Below are 17,819 nucleotides of genomic sequence, written 5' to 3' on the forward strand. Positions count from 1 at the left end.
CAGACTAAATAAACAACCCTTGTACTACGGAGCCTTCTGACAGCACCTGATTATCAGGTACTCGCACCAAACAGTTGGCTTGCATCAAATTACTCAGCATATGCGACTGTTGTTTCGAGAGATTTTTAACACTTAACTGTCCTTGCTCAAAACATGCATGCATTCTTAAAAAGCGCTCTCTAGCATCACTTTTAATGGGCTGAGTCAGTGTGGCTGTAAACCAATTTGGTAACTGTGCCTGACCTTGCAGTGCCTGAAGCAAAGTTGAGGTATAAACTTGCATGCCAACAAATACCGCGGCAGGATTACCCGGAAGTCCCAACAGATAACATGATTCTTCAGGTGAACGCTGAAATTCAGCAAATAACATCGGTTTGCCAGGTTTCTGTTTGACCTTCCAGAAAATTTGCTGAAAGCCTTGAGCCAAAGCAACGGGGCGAACAAAGTCATAATCCCCAACCGAGACTCCGCCCGTTGTGAGAATCACATCATATTCATATTTTAATTGTTGAATAAGTTGCACCACAGCAGATTCAGTGTCTGCTACATGGAAAATTTGAACCTGATGTTGTCGTTCTGCAAACCATGCTTGTATGAGTGGTGCATTGGCATCGAAAATCATGCCTGCTGCAAAATCCTCTAGATTATGAGCAACTTCATCGCCAGTAATCACCACAGCAACACGTGGATAGCAGTAAACTTCAACCTCTGTAACACCTGCCATACTGAGTGCTGCAATTGCACCGACAGTTAAATGTTGCCCTTGATTTGCCAGCAGTTGACCTTTACTGAGTTCTTCGCCTACATCTCGAATATCGGCATGGGCTGCTAGATTTGTTTCGATCTGGATTTGATTTGAGCCTAAAACCTTGACGATTTCTTGTCGCGCGACAGTGGTTGTCCCTTCAGGAATTTGGGCACCCGTAAAAATACGTAATGCCTGCCCTTGTGCTAGTTGTAGGTTTTGGTCTTGTCCTGCACGTATTTCACCCACCAATTCAAATTGGGCATCGGTTAAGATTGTTTCATGGCTACATAGCGCATAACCATCAACCGCACTTTGGCTAAACAGCGGCAAATCGATTTTAGAATAAATGTCAGTTGCCAGATAGTGATGCAGTGCGTGCTGTAGCGAAATTTTCTTACTCGCTAAAGGCTTTACAGTTTCAATTATCATCGCCAAGGCTTGGTCAACACTGATTAAGCCTTTTTCTGCACCACACCCTGACATTATTGGTATCCTCCAGCATGTGGAATATTTTTCTGTACATCAAAAAGATGAATTAATGCAGGTTGAATCGCAATCAGCGACTCCTTTGCTCCTTGACGGCTTCCCGGCAAGGTAATCACCAAACTCTGATCAATATAACCAGCAACACCACGGCTCAATGCTGCATAGGGTGTGCGTTTTTGTCCGAAACTTCTGGATGCTTCCATAAGCCCCGGAATTTCACGTTTCATCAAGGGTTGTAAGGTTTCTACAGTCAGATCTTTAGGTCCAAGCCCCGTTCCGCCAACTGTCAAAATCAGTGGATATTGATTTTTCTGTTGTTCAATTAACGCCAATAACTGTTCGGGATTATCAGGAATGACTTGATAAGCAATATTTTTAAAGTTTGCCTCTTTTAAAATATCGAGCACATTCAGTCCCGCAGTATCAGGCTTTTTACCAGCAGCGACTGTATCGGAAAGTACAATGATGGATGCAGGAATGGCTTCTTTGAGTGCACGGGTATAATGCGATTTCCCGCCTTTCTTTTGTGCCAACTTACATTGATCTAAACATAAATCTTCAGGTTCACAATGCGGCTTGAGCATGTCATATAGAGTTAAACCTGCCAAACTGACTGCAGTTAAAGCCTCCATTTCTACACCAGTAGGTCCAATGGTTTCTACAGTGGCGGTGATCAGCACATGTTGTTCAAACAGTTCATACTCAACATCTGCACGGTAAATTGGTAAAGGGTGGCACAAAGGAATCAGTTCATCGGTCCGTTTCGCAGCCAAAATGCCCGCAATACGCGCTGTTTTCAGTGCATCGCCCTTTTCAGTATTGCCATTACGCAGTAATTCAATGCAATGTGCAGGTGCATGTAAAATGCCTGTTGCCACGGCTGTTCGATAACTTTCGGCTTTCATGCCTACATTTTTCATTGCTGATTCCTATAACTCTATTTTTTATACGGCTACTGATTGCGTATGGTGATGCTGACAATCATGCTGGTGCGGATGCTCAGATGTCTTTGCCACATAATCATGGTCTTTGCGAATACAACAGCCTTCTACATATTGACTGCTACCATCTGCATAGAATTCTTCTTTCCATACAGGCACTTCATGTTTAACCCGTTCAACAGCTTCTTCACAGGCTTGAAAGGCTTCTCTGCGATGTGCTGCATAAGCCATGGCAATAATTGCGGTATCACCAATCTCTAAAGCACCAATGCGATGTACCACTCTGACATAGGAAACCTGATATTTGGCTTGAATTTCTTGCTCGATAGCCCGAATCATTTTTTCAGCAACCGGTGCATATGCCGTATATTTCAAGGCTTTGACTGCTTTACCTTCGTGATGGTTGCGTACTGTACCAATGAAGATGCCAATTCCACCACACTCGGGGAAATGCTGTATGCCATCAAAATTGGCTTGGTCGAGTGTCGTAGATTGCACACGCGGAAAATTCTTTAAGCTCATTGCTTAACCTCCCGCTACAGGTGATAGCAGCACCAAAGTCATTGCCTGCTGAATGGGGGTATGACGCGGTACAATATCTTCACCAATTGCGCAGGCACAGCGTTCAATCAGGGTTTTTGCTTCAGGATATAATGCCGTAAGTTGGGCTAAGGCAGCGCCAATATCAGTGTGTATGGGAGTCTGAATCATCAAATTTGATGGAAGTAGTTTTTCTACAGCACCGTAGGCTTCAATTTGAATTTGGATGGTTGAACTGGCTTGCATCATACTAACCTCCGATCATATGCATACTAATTTTTCTGTGTGTCTGCTGCGCCTGTATGGCATGAAATCCAGCTTTTTTGTTCCAGATATAAGTTTCCAGCTTTTGCACTAACTCGTTTGGCAATACGTCCAAATGGGTTTGTAGCTGTTCAATTTCGGTTTTTAAAGCCAAACCTCGCGTTGCAAATAAACAGTTATAAAATTCACCTTGCGCAGTCAATCGAACACGGTCACATTCACCACAAAAGGCATGGGTAATGGTGGAAATAATGCCAATTGGATGGCCATCGACCAAATACTGTCTTGCTGGACTTCTGGACTGCTCGTGGATGGCTTGAACATTAAATTTCGATGCAAGCGTATCCAGTATTTGCTGTTCACTGACCACATGTGCTGTGGTCCAATGACGATCACCGTCTAAGGGCATAAACTCAATAAAACGCAGCGGAACACCAAGGTTTTTTGCCCATTGCACCAAGGGAATGATTTGCTCGTGATTTTGTCCTTGAATGAGCACACTGTTAATTTTTAATGGTAGCCCCACAGCTAAAGCAGCTTGAATTCCATCCAGCACGGGAGCGAGTTGTTTTTGGGTGAGTTGGTAGAACCCTGCTGCATCGACGCTGTCGAGACTGACATTGATATTGTCTAATCCCGCAAGCTTGAGTTCTTGCGCATATTTTTTTAAGTAGTGACCATTCGTGGTCATGGAAATTTGCTGAAGACCAAGCTTTCTCAGTTGTTGTAATTCTGCAATAAAATGAACAACACCTTGACGCATTAATGGTTCTCCGCCAGTAATGCGAATATGTTGAATGCCACGCTGCACCATAAATTGGCAAAACTGAAACAAGGCTTCAAAGCTTAAAATCTGATGTTTCTTCATCCATTCAGGATGTTCGGGCATGCAATAGACACACTTAAAATTACAGCGATCCGTCACTGAAATTCGAAGTTTACGCTTGCTGCGACCATATTGATCGGTAAATGCAGCAGCACTTTCTGTCATAGATACTGTCATGCTTTGATTCCAGATTGAGAATGACCTAGCGCACAATCACTGTGCTGATTTACACCTTGCACTTGAATTGTGCCGATATGCAGAAACTATCCTGCAATAAATGTTCCAACTTTGTGCTTAAGCTGAAGTTAGCCCAGAAGTTTTAATTGTTGATACTGCTGGAGTTCATCCAGTGAGTTAATACTGTGAAAAAATAGATTTTTATTACTAAAGCGTGCAACTTGGGGGTGCATTGCTGCAAAACACTGCTTCAAACTGAACTGTTTTAGATCAATATGCTGATTTAAACGCTCCAATGCACTACGTTTGAGCAGGCAGAAGGGATACAGTGCCCGACCATTTATTTCTACATAAGCCACTTCCGCATGGATGTTTTTGGCCAGTGCTGTATGCAGCTTTTCAATCACACGTGATGGTATATAGGTCACATCACAAGGTATAAACAGGACATAGTCTGCCGTGACATGTTGCCAAGCGCTTTTCATACCCATCAGTGGACCTAAAAAACCAGTCTCATCATCTTGATAATAGGCAATACTTGGCACCATTTTACGGTACAATGAATAGTCGCGATGACTATTCACCCAGATGCTCTTCACCTGATGTTTCAGGCTTTGATGAATTTTTAACAATTGCATTTGATCATCAAAGGTTTGTAAAAGTTTATTCATCCCATTCATACGTCGAGCCTGTCCTCCAGCGAGGATGACAAGATCGGTCTCAGGATAAGGTTTCGTCATTCCACATCCTCCGTTTGACACGCTTTAATTAAGCCGCGAATTTCAGGTAAGCAAGAACCACAATTACCACCTGCTTTTAAACACGCTGTCACTTGTTTTTCATTGGTGATTTTCTTTTCTTTAATGGTTTCGATAATGCGGTTTTTACCCACTTTAAAACAGCTACACACCAATGGCCCTTCATTATTGCTCATTGACATGGGCTGACCTGCCAGCAAAGCTTTACGATGCATAGCGCTTAAGCGTTCACGTTTAAATAAACCCGCCACCCAATCACGATCAGGCAACAAGGCACGTGGTGCGATATATAAGCTCGCAATCAAAATGCCATCTTTTAACACAATGCTATGACTGATTTGAGCTGTGTGATCATCGACATTGAGCCATTCAAAACTTTCATCTTGGAACGGCAACAGGGCTTTTAAATGTTCGGTAATGTCGTCATATTTGCGACGGTCTGCCAGTTCATAGCGCACTGCTTTGGCGGTAGTGACTTTGGTCCACCAAACACAAGCTTCAATCGAGTCTTTGATCATCGCGGCAAACTCATTGCGCACATAAAAGACCCCTTGCCACTGGGTATAGAATGGTTGCAGCATGACAGGCGTGTGCTTAAATTCGGGTTCTCCTGAAATGGCATCCACCACTGGATTCACCACCTTACCTATACGTGCATCTGAAGCAACTTGATCATTCCAATGAATTGGCGCAAATATTTGACCACGGCGTATTCCTTGAGAAATGGTGGTTTTGAGTACACAACGTCCCCATGCGGATGAAACCTCTACCAAGTCCCCTTCTTTTAATCCATACTTCAACGCATCTTGCGCATGAATTTCACAAAACGGTTCTGCACGATGCGTACTCAGGTTCGCCGACAATCCTGTGCGGCTCATGGTGTGCCATTGATCACGGATACGCCCCGTATTTAACACCAACTGATATTCACTGTTGCAGGCATGCACTGGTGCGACATTTTCCACCGCAATAAATTTAGCTTTCGCATTGACATGGCTAAATTGCCCATTGGCATAAATTTGTCGTACGCTTTCAGCAGGCTGCTGTTTATCCCAAACTGGCCACTGAATTGGAGCTAAATCCTCATATTCTTGTGCTGTAAGTTCAGTTAAACCTTGCAGATTGAAATAGCGGAACGTGTCTGATTCATCACGATGTGCCAAAGAGACATTTTCATGGGCTGAAAGTTGAGCATGTTCAGTAAAAATTTCACTGGCATTTTGAAAGTTAAATCCGAGAAAACCCATTTTTTTTGCGACTTGTGAAACCGTCCACCAGTCTGCTTTGGCAATGCCGGGCGCATCTAAAAAGGCACGTTGTCTGGAAATGCGACGTTCTGAATTGGTCACTGTGCCATCTTTTTCCCCCCAACCCAGTGCTGGAAGCAATACATCGGCATAGGCAGTGGTATCGGTATTTTGACAAATATCCGAAACCACAACAAAAGGACATGTTTCTAAGGCACGTTTAACCTGATCTGCATTGGGTAAGCTCACCACAGGATTGGTCGCCATAATCCAAAGCGCTTTGATTTTTCCACTTTCTACCGCCTCAAATAAATCGACAGCTTTTAAACCCGCAGATTTGGCAATAACGGGACTTTTCCAAAAGTTTTGCACCAACTGTTGATGCTTCGGATTATCAATATCTAAATGCGCCGCCAGCATATTGGCTAAGCCACCGACCTCACGTCCGCCCATGGCATTCGGTTGACCTGTCATTGAGAACGGTGCTGCACCCGTTTTACCAATTTTGCCGCTGTATAGATGGCAATTGGTAATCGCATTGGCTTTGTTCACGCCTTGCGAAGATTGATTAACGCCCATCGAAAATAGTGTCATTACCCGTTCAGTTTGTGCAAATTTCTCATAAAATTGCTGGAGTTTTTCCAGTGAAATCCCTGTTTGCTTAGCGACATCTTCAGGATCTTGTTCAGCCTGACTGCTTTGTAAAGCTGCGTCCACGCCTTGGGTATGAGCATCAATAAAAGTCTGATCAGCAAAACCTTTTTGATGTAGATATTGCAATAAACCATTAAACAGCGCGATGTCTTGCCCCGGTAAAATCGGCAAATGTAAATCTGCTTGTTCACAAGTACTGGTAAAACGTGGATCAATCACAACCACGAAAATATCTCGTTCGGCTTTGGCTTGCATAATGCGCTGATATAAAACTGGATGGCACCATGCGGTATTGGATCCGACCAACACCACCATATCGGCCTGTTCAAAATCTTGATAACTGGCTGGAACAATATCTTCACCAAAAGCCCGTTTATGTGCTGCCACAGCAGAAGACATACATAAACGGGAATTGGTATCGATATTTGCTGTACCTAAATAGCCTTTTACAAACTTATTCACTACATAATAGTCTTCAGTCAGTAATTGACCAGACACATAAAAAGCAACACTTTCAGGTCCATATTGCTCGATACAGCTCTGAAACTGCTGCGCGATCTGACTGATGGCAGCATCCCAAGTCGCCATTTTACGCTGTGTATTTCGACCTAACATCGGCTGTAATAAGCGTGTTTCTAAGCCAATGGTGTCGGCTAAATTGCTGCCTTTAATACACAATTTACCGAAATTGGAGGGATGCGAGGCATCCCCCTCAACGCTGACCACCTGACCTTGCGCCGTATGTTTAACATGTGCAACCACACCACAACCGACCCCACAGTATGGACAAGTTGTGTTTGTGCTCACAGTGACTGGAGTCGTCGAGCTTTGAAGTTCCACAAATGGAATACTGGTCATACGGTGCTCCCTTTTATTACTTTTGAACCCATGGCAGCGAAAATGTTGTACCTAAAATTAGCCTACTTTTTTTAATGCAAAATCCCGACCAAAAAGCAATTTATTGCGAATATTCGAGATTGGAGTTTCATCTGCAATCAGTTCTGCATACCAAGCACCATCTTCGGTATCGCCAAACAACACAGCACCAATGACTTTGTCATGCTGAATAATGATGCGCTTATAAATTTGACGCTTTTCATCATTCAAGATGATGTCTTCAAAATCCTCTGAGGGTTCGAAATTCCCTGCCGAAAACACATCCACACCGCTGACTTTCAGTTGTGTAGGCACAGTCGGTGCCTTAAAGGTTAAACTGCCATGCTCTGCCAAATGCGAAGCACAAATAAACGCTTGTCCCCATAGGGGTTCAACCAAACCAAAGGTTTGACTGCGATGCTCGATACATTCACCGACAGCATAGATACTTGGGTCATAAGTTTGCATGGTGTCATTCACCATCACACCACGCTGGGTTCTTAAGCCTGCGCTTTGTGGCAAACTGATATTTGGTCGAATGCCGACAGCAAACACCACCAAATCCGCATCTAATAGCGTTCCATCTTTCAGGCGAATTTGATTGACATGACCATCCACACCCAACAAGGCTTCGGTATTAGCTTCAGTGATAATATTGATGCCTTTTTCTTCAATGCTATGGCGTAACATGTGGCTGGCGCGATTGTCCAGTTGACGGTCCATGATTCGATCCATCAAATGCAGCACCGTTACATTCATACCACGGCGTTTCAAACCATAGGCCGCTTCAAGCCCAAGCAAGCCACCACCAATCACCACGGCATTTTTCTTGTTTTTGGTATATTCCAGCATCTGATTGACATCATAAATGTCGCGGAAGCTCATCACACCTTTTAAGTCCGTCCCTGCAATCGGTGGAATAAAAGGTTTGGAACCTGTCGCTAAAATTAAACGATCATAATTCACTACCATGCCTTTTTGGGTATGCACTTGCTTACGTGGACGATCAATCTTGATTGCAGGATCATCCGCAATCAACCGAATGCCTTTTTCGCTGTACCACGCATGTGAATGCAGCATGATATCTTCAATGGTTTTATCGCCTGAAAGCACAGGTGACAACATAATACGGTTGTAGTTGCCCCATGGTTCTTCACCAATCACAGTAATTTCATAACGGTCGGGTGCCATATCCAATAAGTCTTCTAGGCAGCGCATCCCTGCGAGTCCATTGCCGACCAAGACCAGTTTCATTTTTTCTGAACTGATACCATTATTGGTGATATAGGTTTTTTGTGCTGTCGGACAGACCATGACGCGATCATTCAGAATTTTAGTCGGGAAAACCAACAGTTTTTGGTCTTTGTCTTCCAAACAGCGCCCAGTCGCTAGACTAAAATGCTGTTTATAAATTGGAGAGGCGATTACGCGCTCACCTTGCAAATCACCAATAATGCCGCGACTCATGACATTGGCTTGGCTGAACGGATCTTTATTACTGAGTGCATAAACACGCTTTTCTGTACCTACACGAAACAGTGCAACAGCTTGTCCACCCACCAAGGCGCCCACACCTGTATTGGGTGTGATGTCATTCAAATCACAGACATCAACCCATTCTTGTTCTGGAAGCATATTTTTGTTGTTTAAACTGGTCATCTTGATTCTCCTTATTATGCTTCAACCATTGGAATACGTTCTGCTGCACGCTCAGCATCATTTAGTGGGCGAATTTGATCGCGCACTTGGGTAAATTGAATGTGTGGATCGGCTTGTTGATCGGCATCGGCATTAATATACGTTTGGAAGCGTTTGCGAATTTCAGGATCTTCCACCGCAGTACGCCATTCATCTTGATACGTGCCAACAACGTGTTGCATACGGCGTTCTAATTCAGCGGCTAGACCAAGAGAATCTTCAACAATGACCGATTTTAAATAATCCAAACCACCTTCCATGTTGTCGCGCCATACACTGGTCCGTTGTAAACGATCTGCGGTTTGAATATAGAACATGAAGAAACGGTCGATATAGCGAATCAGGGTTTCCGTATCCAAGTCAGAGGCAATCAGTTCTGCGTGGCGAGGTTTCATGCCGCCATTACCGCAAACATAAAGATTCCAGCCTTTTTCTGTGGCAATCACCCCGACATCTTTGCCTTGTGCTTCTGCACATTCACGGGTACAGCCAGAAACTGCCATTTTGAGTTTATGTGGTGAGCGTAAACCCTTGTAACGGTTTTCAAGGTAGATGGCTAAACCGACTGAATCATCGACACCATAACGGCACCATGTACTGCCGACACAGGATTTAACGGTACGTAATGATTTGCCATAAGCATGACCAGACTCGAAACCCGCGGCATTAAGTTCTTCCCAAATCAATGGTAATTGATGAATTTGTGCCCCAAACATGTCAACACGTTGACCACCTGTAATTTTGGTGTACAGGTTATATTTTTTGGCAATTTGACCTACAGCAATTAAGCCGTCTGGCGTGACTTCACCACCTGCCATACGCGGCACTACCGAATAAGAACCGTCTTTTTGAATGTTTCCCAAGTAATAGTCATTACTGTCTTGTAAGCCCGCATGGCTCGGCTTAAGCACAAAATCATTCCAACAGGATGCAAGGATATTGGCAGCCGTCGGTTTACAAATGTCGCAACCTAGACCATGCCCATGTTGATGAATCAAGTCATCAAAAGTCTTGATTTCATTAACACGTACCAAGTGATACAACTCTTGGCGTGAGTACGGGAAGTGTTCACAAATGTGATTGTTTACCGTTACACCTTGACGTTGTAATTCAGATTTTAAAACCTGTGTGACCAAGGGTGCACAGCCACCACAAGCCGTTGCCGCTTTGGTACATTTTTTCAGTGCACCTAAAGAGGTTGAACCATCACTAATGGCTTGGCAAATATCTGCTTTTGAGACGTTATTACATGAACAAATGGTGGCACTGTCTGGAAGTAAGTCGACACCACTACCGCCTGCTTTGACACCTGAGTCGGCAAAGCCCGGCATGATCAGACTTTCTGGTACTTCTGGTAATGCCAGTCCATTCAGCATCATTTGCAGTAGGTCATTGTATTCTTTGGCATCGCCAACCAGTACCGCACCTAGGAGTTTGGTTTTTTCCGCATTGACCACAATTTTTTTATACACTAGCGCTGCTTCATCGGCATAGAAATAGCTGAGTGAATTAGGCGTCATCGCATGTGCATCACCGACCGATGCGACATCGACACCCATCAATTTCAATTTGGTGCTCATGTCAGCGCCAGCAAATAGATTGGTGTCTTGCTGCATCATATGTTTGGCTGCAATACGCGCCATGTCATAACCTGGTGCAACTAAACCAAAAATTTTATTGTTCCAGAGTGCACACTCACCAATCGCATAAATATCTGCATGGCTGGTTTGGCAGTAATCATTAATCACAATCCCGCCACGCTCACCAATCGCTAAACCACTACTGCGTGCCAGTTCGTCACGTGGGCGAATACCTGCTGAAAACAAGACGATATCGGTTTCAAGTTCAGAACCATCGCCAAATTTCATCACATGCACTGCGGACTCACCATCTTCAATCGATTGGGTAGCTTTTTGGGTATGAACTTTAACCCCAAGATTTTCAATCTTGGTGCGTAATACTTTACCGCCCAAGTCATCAACCTGAACCGCCATCAAGCGCGGTGCAAACTCAACCACATGGGTTTCAAGTGCTAAATCACGTAATGCTTTGGCTGCTTCCAGACCCAATAATCCGCCACCAATCACCACACCTGTTTTGGCATTTAAACTGGCTGCTTTAATTGCATCTAGATCTTCAATGGTACGGTACACAAAGCAATTCTTGCGGTCATTGCCTGGAATTGGCGGTACGAAAGCATAAGAACCAGTTGCCAATACCAGTTTGTCATAACTGAGGGTTTCACCATGATTGGTGGTCACGACTTTATTTTCTGGATCAATCGATGTCGCTTTGGTATTCAGACGTAAATCAATACCATAGGCATCCGCAAAGTCTGCGCGAGCAAGCGATAAGTCTTTGGCACTTTTGCCAGAGAAATATTCGGTTAAATGTACGCGGTCATAAGCAAGTCGTGGCTCTTCGGCAAGGATGGTAATTTCTACGTCATCTCCTGCATGTTCAAGCACACTTTCAATAAATTTGTGCCCAACCATACCATGACCAATCATAAGTAGTTTCATATTCATTCTCCTTAATTTTTTACTTATGCCATGTTGTTGCGATCAAGCACGGCTTGTTCAAATAGACGTTGTTCTTTCTGTTTGTGTTCGACTGAAAAGCGAATCATCAGGACAAAACTTGCGGCAATCACCACCAGTCCGCCTAAAACCATGAGGCAGGTTTGAATATCCAAGACACCTTTAAGGAGAAAACCTGCTGCAACCGCACCGACATTACCGCCTGCGCCAATAATGCCGGCTACGCCACCCAAAGCATCACGATCAATAAACGGCACCAAGGCATAAGTTGCACCGCATGCCATGTGGGTAAATAAGGCAAAAATGGTCATGCTAAGAATGGCGTACATGGCAGTATTCATTTGCGAGAATAAGATCAGGAACAGACCTTCCATCAAGATCATGCCGAACAAGACTTTGGTTCGACCATCCAAGCCTTTTTTCGTAGCAACTTTATCTGAAATGATGCCACCCAAAGCACGGGCAAACAGTGCAAGTAAACCAAAGATGCCTGCAGCTAAACCTGCTTCTTTTAAGCTGAAGTCAAAGTTTTCGACGTAGTACATTGCCACAATGTTATGAATGAAAATTTCAATACCAAAGCATGCTGCATATGATGCAAATAGAATCCAAACACGGTAGTTACGTGCGGCATGTAGCAGAATGTTCAAACCACCTTTCTTATCACTACCGACATGGACACCTTGGGCACGTAATTCTTTAAAGTTACCTTGAGGACAGTCTTGGGTATATTTCCAATACAAGCCACCCACAATCAGCATCATGATGCCTGGTACAAGGAGTGCGATGCGCCAGCCCATTGCTTGCTCTACACCAAACATGACAATCGCAGACAGTAACAGTGGCATCAGCGCTTGAGTTGCACCACCACCCGCATTACCCCAGCCTGCTGTGGTTGCATTTGCAGTCCCCACGACATTTGGAGCAAACATGATGCTGGTGTGGTATTGGGTAATGACGAAACTTGCGCCAATCGCACCAATTAACAGTCTAAAGAACAGAAAAGATTCGTAGCTGTTCGATGCTGCAACACCAAACACAGGAATGCTGCCTAAGAGTAATAACGCGGTATAGGTTTTGCGTGGACCATATTTGTCACACAGAGGTCCAACAATCAGGCGAACCAGAATGGTAATTGCGACTGCTGCAATATTAATATTGGCAATCTGATTTTTAGTGAGATGAAATTCACCTGCAATCACAGGCATTAAAGGTGCACAGGCAAACCATGCAAAAAAGCAGACAAAAAAGGCGAGCCAACTCATGTGGAAGGCCCGCATCGCTGAAGTCTTAAAATTGAAAAGACTTATTGTTGTGGCTTTTTTCTCATATAAATTTGAAGACATAACCATCTCCTTCCTGAACTGAACGTATTTAAAGTTCTGTTATCTAGCGAGTGCTGTTTAACAGTTCGATCAGAACGGACTTCGTTGGCCGTCTTGCAAATTTTTAGAGTCGTCTTTGACTCGAATGAAATAATGCAAACGGTATGCCAATATTTTATATTTGTTATTAAACATCTGTTTTTATATTAAAAAATATTTTATCCATCCCTTTTTGGATATATTTTTTTACATCCACAGGCTGAGCAAGGTCATTTTTTTATGATGACTGCATTACGAATCTGCATAATGCATCTAAATTGCACATTTTGCTTCCTTTTGGTGCAGCAACTTCAACTTGTATGTGCGTAACGTTATTTTTTGTATTCATAGATCGTAAAAATGGTCGGTGGTATATTTTTTGCTAGAGAAAATTTAAGTATAAATCGAGTCTATTCAGACTCATCTCATTAGCGATAGCTCAATATGCCAAAGCTTAAACTTAAAATTGCCCTGATTGATGATGATCAAGATCGTGCGCACTATATTCAAGATTCACTCATCGCACATGATTTTGATGTGGTCGCCTGTTTGACCATCGATCATCTGAATATGTTCAAACTAGAACACTTACAGGCAGATGTGATTTTGTTAGATATGGATCATCCACATCGAGACATTATTGAAAGCTGCGTCAGTCAGTTTGATTTGCCGACCGTTCTGTTCACGCAAAATAGCCAAAAAGAGTTGATTAAAAGTGCGATTGATGCGGGGGTTACTGCTTATATCGTCGATGGTATTGACCCTGCAAAACTGGACAGTATTTTAGAAATTTCCATTGAGCAGTATAAAAAGCATAAAAAGCTACTTTCCGATTTACAAGAAACCAAAAGCAAATTGGCAGATCGTAAAGATGTGGAAAAAGCAAAAGTCTTGCTGATGCAACTGCATCAACTGACCGAAGATCAGGCCTTCCAACTATTGCGTAAAAATGCGATGAGCCATCGTATCACGATGGGAGAAATGGCACGCCGTCTACTTGATGCGCAAGAACTACTCCAAACTCAATTGAAGGATTAAGCCATGTCTGCATTAGAAAAAACTCAAATCCAACTTGGCTATATTCCCTTATTAGATTGTATCGCGCTACTTTGGGCGAAGCATCGTGGCTATTTTGAGGAACTGGGTCTCGAAGTGACCTTGGTCAAAGAAGCCTCTTGGGCGAGTCTGCGTGATCGTCTGGCCTTTGGTGTGTTAGATGCGGCACATTGTCTTTCAGGTATTTTACCCGCAGCCAGCATCGGCACCGACCAAATTGGCATCCCCTTTCAAACGCCTTTGGTGCTGAGTGTAAACCGTGCCTATATCAGTTTAAGTCAAAAGCTCTGCTTTGCTTTGGATGTTCAAGCAGAAGATACGCCTAAAGACGTTGCAGAAAAAGTGACTCAAGCGATTCAGCAAGGGCAAGATATTCAACTGGCGCATGTGTTTGCCAATTCGATTCATCATTACTGTTTGCGTGAATGGTTAGCACTGGCGAATCCTGAGTTAGCACATTCCATCAAACTCAGAATTTTACCGCCGCCTTATATGGTGGAAGCGTTAAAGAGTCAGGTGATTGATGGTTTTTGTGTCGGTGAACCGTGGAATACCCAAGGTGAAATTTTAGGCATTAGTCAGATTGTCGCTTCGAGTGAAGATGTAATTCCTGCGATTGCTGACAAGGTGCTGGCGGTTACACAAGATTGGGCAACAGCCAATCCCAATACCCTCAAAGCCATGACTCAAGCCATTGAAAAAGCACAGGCTGAAATTAAAGTCATGTCCGACTTTAATCAAATTTGGGAGTTGTTGCATGCCTATGATGTGATTCAATTTGAATGTTCAGATACCGTACATGTGCAAAAATTTCATAAAATCCAGCAGATTATTCGTAATTTTATTGAAGACAGTGCCAGCCCCAAAATTGAAGACTTTGCATGGTTAATTCAGCAAATGCAGAAATGGAGCAAGGTACAAGTGAATGATGCTGAGCTTAAACAGTTAAGTCAGCAATGCATCATTCAGCTTTAATTGCGGGATGGGCGATTAGAGTTTTCTCAAAGTCAAAATTTGCTCACTGCGACCAAAGGGTCCATGTATGTCATGCAACACGGTGCTGGTGAGTCCAATACCATCTGTACCATATTGTTGCTCGACTTCAAGTCCGAGCCATTGCCCTTGTGGCATACGATAAAGATGGATTTGTAAATCCAAATTTGGAAATGCCCAACCTGCTTGCGGGTCTTGGCGCGGAACGACACCATTTGCGGTATCCACCATGCCCATCAATTTGACAAAGTCACTTGTAGTTTTTCCTTCTACCATGTTGCAGTGATTGGTCAACCAAACCACGCCCTTGCCTGCACGTCGCGTCGCTTCTGCACGGGTTTCAATGCTTTGAATATATCCACCTGGCCAGCACTTCATGCCTTCCCATACAGGCAATTGCTCTGGATGCTGAACTTTTTCATCCTCAAGCCCCGCAATACTATGCGTATCTTGCATCAGCATTTTCCATGCACGTGCCACAATACAAGTTTTGCCATTGGCTTGCATTTCGCTCTCAATCAATTCGATGGTTTTACCGCCCCGAATCATCCGCGTGGTAATGCTAAAATCACCAAAGGCAATCAGACCGAAAATATCGAAACTGATCCGTCCAATACGCATATCATCACGGGGTAAGAACTGTTCCAATTCCGCACACATGACGCCTGATGCTGGTGCCATATGTTGTTCATGTGGATTCCACGCCCCTTGAGCATGTAAGTTCGATTGATAGTGTGCAGTTACGCTGCCATCAGCATTATTTTCACGCTGAATCAAACGATAATAAGCTGGCATAGTGACATCCTGTTGTTGCATGACATAGTGTTCTATCGGTCCATGACCATGTGTAGTTGGTTATTTCACGGCACAAAAACCGTAATAATTCATAATCTGGCTGTAGGTTTTAACTTTTTTGAAGCCAACATTTGAAAGCAGTTGCTGTCCCATTCGCGGTGAAACCAGAAAGAAATCCTGTTGTAAGCGTTCTACCATTTTTTCACTCTGACCTTCTGTTAAGCCATTGTTTTCACAGAACTGTTTCAATACTAAAATTTCATGTGCTTCGGTTTCTTTCATCAAGTCATACGTCAGCAGCATGCCATTCGGTTTTAATTGATTACAAATGTCTTTAAAGAAGTTTTGTTTCGATTCCAGAGGAATAAAGTGCGCAACCAAAATGGACAACACTGCATCAAAGTTTTGAGTCGCACCAATACTTTTGGTGTCGCCATGAATAAAACGGATCCGCTCTAAAACGCCTTGTTTCTCCAAATGCTGTTTGGCTTTGCACAGCATCACATGTGATGGATCTACCGCGGTAAATTGCCAAGTGGGATGCTTTTGCGCAAGATATTGAATTTCATATCCTGTACCGCATCCGACCACCAAAATTTGTACATTTTCTTGGTCGCCATAATGATGCGACAAAATTGCATCCACTTGTTGATGGGTTAATTCATACCCTGGTATCAGTTTACGGATATGCTCATCATATCCCTCCACCACTTGTGGGCTGTTAAAGTCTTTGGCCATGCTGCACTCTATTTTTAATTGTTCTGCATACGACAAGAAACTGGGTAAAGTTTATGTACCGTGCTGCTTTATGGTTGAATTAAGCGACTGACATTGCATCCAGTGTCAGTTCCGCAATTGAAGGTTTTGGTTTTTCCACCGTTAAACCTAATTTTTGAAATAATTGTTGATCTTTACCCTGTGCCACATTTGGTGTAGTCAGCAGTTTTTCCCCCGAGAAAATCGAATTCGCACCTGCCATAAATGCCAAGGCTTGATCACTGTCGGTTAAAGATTCACGTCCTGCTGAAAGTCGGATATAACTTTTCGGCATTACAATACGCGCAACCGCAATGGTACGAATCCACTCAGTGACATCCAGTTTATCTTCCTGCGCCAGTGGCGTACCTTCAATCGGCACCAACATATTGACTGGCACAGATTCAGGATGAATCGGTAAAGTCGCCAATTCAAAGATTAAACCAATCCGATCTGCTCGCTGTTCACCCAAACCAACAATGCCACCACTACATACTTTTAGCCCTGCATCACGTACATGTTGTAAGGTCGCTAAACGATCATCAAAACTACGGGTCGTGATAATATTGGGATAATGTTCGCGGGAAGTATCCAAGTTGTGATTGTAATAATCCAATCCCGCTTGTTGTAAGCGTTCTGCCTGAGATGCATTCAGCATACCCAGTGTCATACAGGTTTCTAAACCTAATGCTTTCACTTCACGCACCATGTCTAATACATAAGGCATGTCGCGTTCATGCGGATTTCGCCACGCAGCGCCCATACAAAAACGTGAAGAACCTGAAGCTTTGGCCTGTTTCGCTTCCTCAATGACTTTTTCAACCGCAATGCGTTTTTCTGCTTCTAGCTTAGAATCATAACGTGCGGATTGAGAGCAATATTTGCAATCTTCAGGGCATTTTCCTGTTTTAATCGACAGCAAAGTGCTGACCTGAATATGATTGGCACTAAAATTTTGTCGATGAGTCTGTTGAGCCTGAAAAACCAAATCTAAAAATGGTTGCTGATACAGGTCTTGTATTTCTGCGCGAGTCCAATCGTGACGAAGTTGCATCATGATTTCCTTATTTTTGTTTGGGTAGTTCAGACGTTTTCTTTCC

Annotated in this window: 15 protein-coding genes; 2 read left to right on the top strand and 13 right to left on the bottom strand. The window is 43.5% G+C overall.

The features are described from left to right. Positions 1–4: 4 nt before the first annotated feature. The 10 genes from ACWQ4X_RS05295 to ACWQ4X_RS05340 form a co-directional block, all read right to left on the bottom strand. Positions 5–1,231 (bottom strand): molybdopterin molybdotransferase MoeA, encoded by a 1,227-nt coding sequence (locus ACWQ4X_RS05295; protein ID WP_457902966.1) that lies wholly within the window; start codon positions 1,229–1,231, stop codon positions 5–7. After that, positions 1,231–2,154 (bottom strand): bifunctional molybdenum cofactor biosynthesis protein MoaC/MoaB, encoded by a 924-nt coding sequence (gene moaCB / locus ACWQ4X_RS05300; protein WP_457902967.1) that lies wholly within the window; start codon positions 2,152–2,154, stop codon positions 1,231–1,233. The genes ACWQ4X_RS05295 and moaCB overlap by 1 nt, the downstream gene beginning before the upstream one ends. A gap of 24 nt (positions 2,155–2,178) precedes the next feature. Continuing rightward, positions 2,179–2,697 carry a molybdenum cofactor biosynthesis protein MoaE gene (locus tag ACWQ4X_RS05305; RefSeq protein WP_457902968.1) on the bottom strand — a complete coding sequence of 173 codons (519 nt, stop codon included), beginning with the start codon at positions 2,695–2,697 and terminating at the stop codon, positions 2,179–2,181. 3 nt (positions 2,698–2,700) lie between these two features. After that, positions 2,701–2,964, bottom strand: a complete 264-nt coding sequence (locus ACWQ4X_RS05310) for a MoaD/ThiS family protein (RefSeq protein ID WP_457902969.1) — start codon at positions 2,962–2,964, stop codon at positions 2,701–2,703. A 1-nt stretch (position 2,965) separates the two neighbouring features. After that, positions 2,966–3,982, bottom strand: coding sequence for a GTP 3',8-cyclase MoaA (gene moaA, locus ACWQ4X_RS05315; RefSeq protein WP_457902970.1), 1,017 nt, complete (start codon positions 3,980–3,982; stop codon positions 2,966–2,968). A gap of 128 nt (positions 3,983–4,110) precedes the next feature. After that, positions 4,111–4,722 carry a molybdenum cofactor guanylyltransferase gene (gene mobA, locus ACWQ4X_RS05320; protein WP_457902971.1) on the bottom strand — a complete coding sequence of 204 codons (612 nt, stop codon included), beginning with the start codon at positions 4,720–4,722 and terminating at the stop codon, positions 4,111–4,113. Beyond that, on the bottom strand, positions 4,719–7,499 hold the full coding sequence (locus ACWQ4X_RS05325; RefSeq protein WP_457902972.1) for a molybdopterin-dependent oxidoreductase: 2,781 nt from the start codon (positions 7,497–7,499) through the stop codon (positions 4,719–4,721). The genes mobA and ACWQ4X_RS05325 overlap by 4 nt, the downstream gene beginning before the upstream one ends. A 57-nt stretch (positions 7,500–7,556) precedes the next feature. Beyond that, positions 7,557–9,176 carry a nitrite reductase small subunit NirD gene (nirD, locus tag ACWQ4X_RS05330; RefSeq protein ID WP_457902973.1) on the bottom strand — a complete coding sequence of 540 codons (1,620 nt, stop codon included), beginning with the start codon at positions 9,174–9,176 and terminating at the stop codon, positions 7,557–7,559. Between the two features lie 14 nt (positions 9,177–9,190). Further along, complete coding sequence (gene nirB, locus ACWQ4X_RS05335) at positions 9,191–11,737, bottom strand: nitrite reductase large subunit NirB (RefSeq protein ID WP_457902974.1); 2,547 nt, start codon at positions 11,735–11,737, stop codon at positions 9,191–9,193. 23 nt (positions 11,738–11,760) lie between these two features. Continuing rightward, positions 11,761–13,101, bottom strand: a complete 1,341-nt coding sequence (locus tag ACWQ4X_RS05340) for an MFS transporter (protein WP_100240893.1) — start codon at positions 13,099–13,101, stop codon at positions 11,761–11,763. A 462-nt stretch (positions 13,102–13,563) separates the two neighbouring features. Here ACWQ4X_RS05340 and ACWQ4X_RS05345 point away from each other — a divergent pair, with 462 nt between their 5' ends. After that, the gene (locus ACWQ4X_RS05345) at positions 13,564–14,157 is read left to right on the top strand and encodes an ANTAR domain-containing response regulator (protein WP_457902975.1); all 594 of its coding nucleotides are present in this window, start codon (positions 13,564–13,566) and stop codon (positions 14,155–14,157) included. A 3-nt stretch (positions 14,158–14,160) separates the two neighbouring features. Beyond that, positions 14,161–15,150 carry an ABC transporter substrate-binding protein gene (locus ACWQ4X_RS05350; RefSeq protein ID WP_457902976.1) on the top strand — a complete coding sequence of 330 codons (990 nt, stop codon included), beginning with the start codon at positions 14,161–14,163 and terminating at the stop codon, positions 15,148–15,150. 15 nt (positions 15,151–15,165) lie between these two features. Here ACWQ4X_RS05350 and ACWQ4X_RS05355 read toward each other — a convergent pair whose 3' ends face one another. The 3 genes from ACWQ4X_RS05355 to bioB form a co-directional block, all read right to left on the bottom strand. Beyond that, a complete protein-coding gene (locus ACWQ4X_RS05355) occupies positions 15,166–15,963 on the bottom strand; it encodes a thioesterase family protein (protein ID WP_457902977.1) in 798 nt (265 codons plus the stop codon). A gap of 60 nt (positions 15,964–16,023) precedes the next feature. After that, positions 16,024–16,701, bottom strand: a complete 678-nt coding sequence (locus tag ACWQ4X_RS05360; protein ID WP_457902978.1) for a class I SAM-dependent methyltransferase — start codon at positions 16,699–16,701, stop codon at positions 16,024–16,026. Positions 16,702–16,780: 79 nt separating this feature from the next. Further along, complete coding sequence (gene bioB, locus ACWQ4X_RS05365) at positions 16,781–17,773, bottom strand: biotin synthase BioB (protein WP_457902979.1); 993 nt, start codon at positions 17,771–17,773, stop codon at positions 16,781–16,783. Positions 17,774–17,819 lie beyond the last annotated feature (46 nt).

The organism is Acinetobacter sp. NigerLNRRAM0016, from assembly GCF_054112845.1.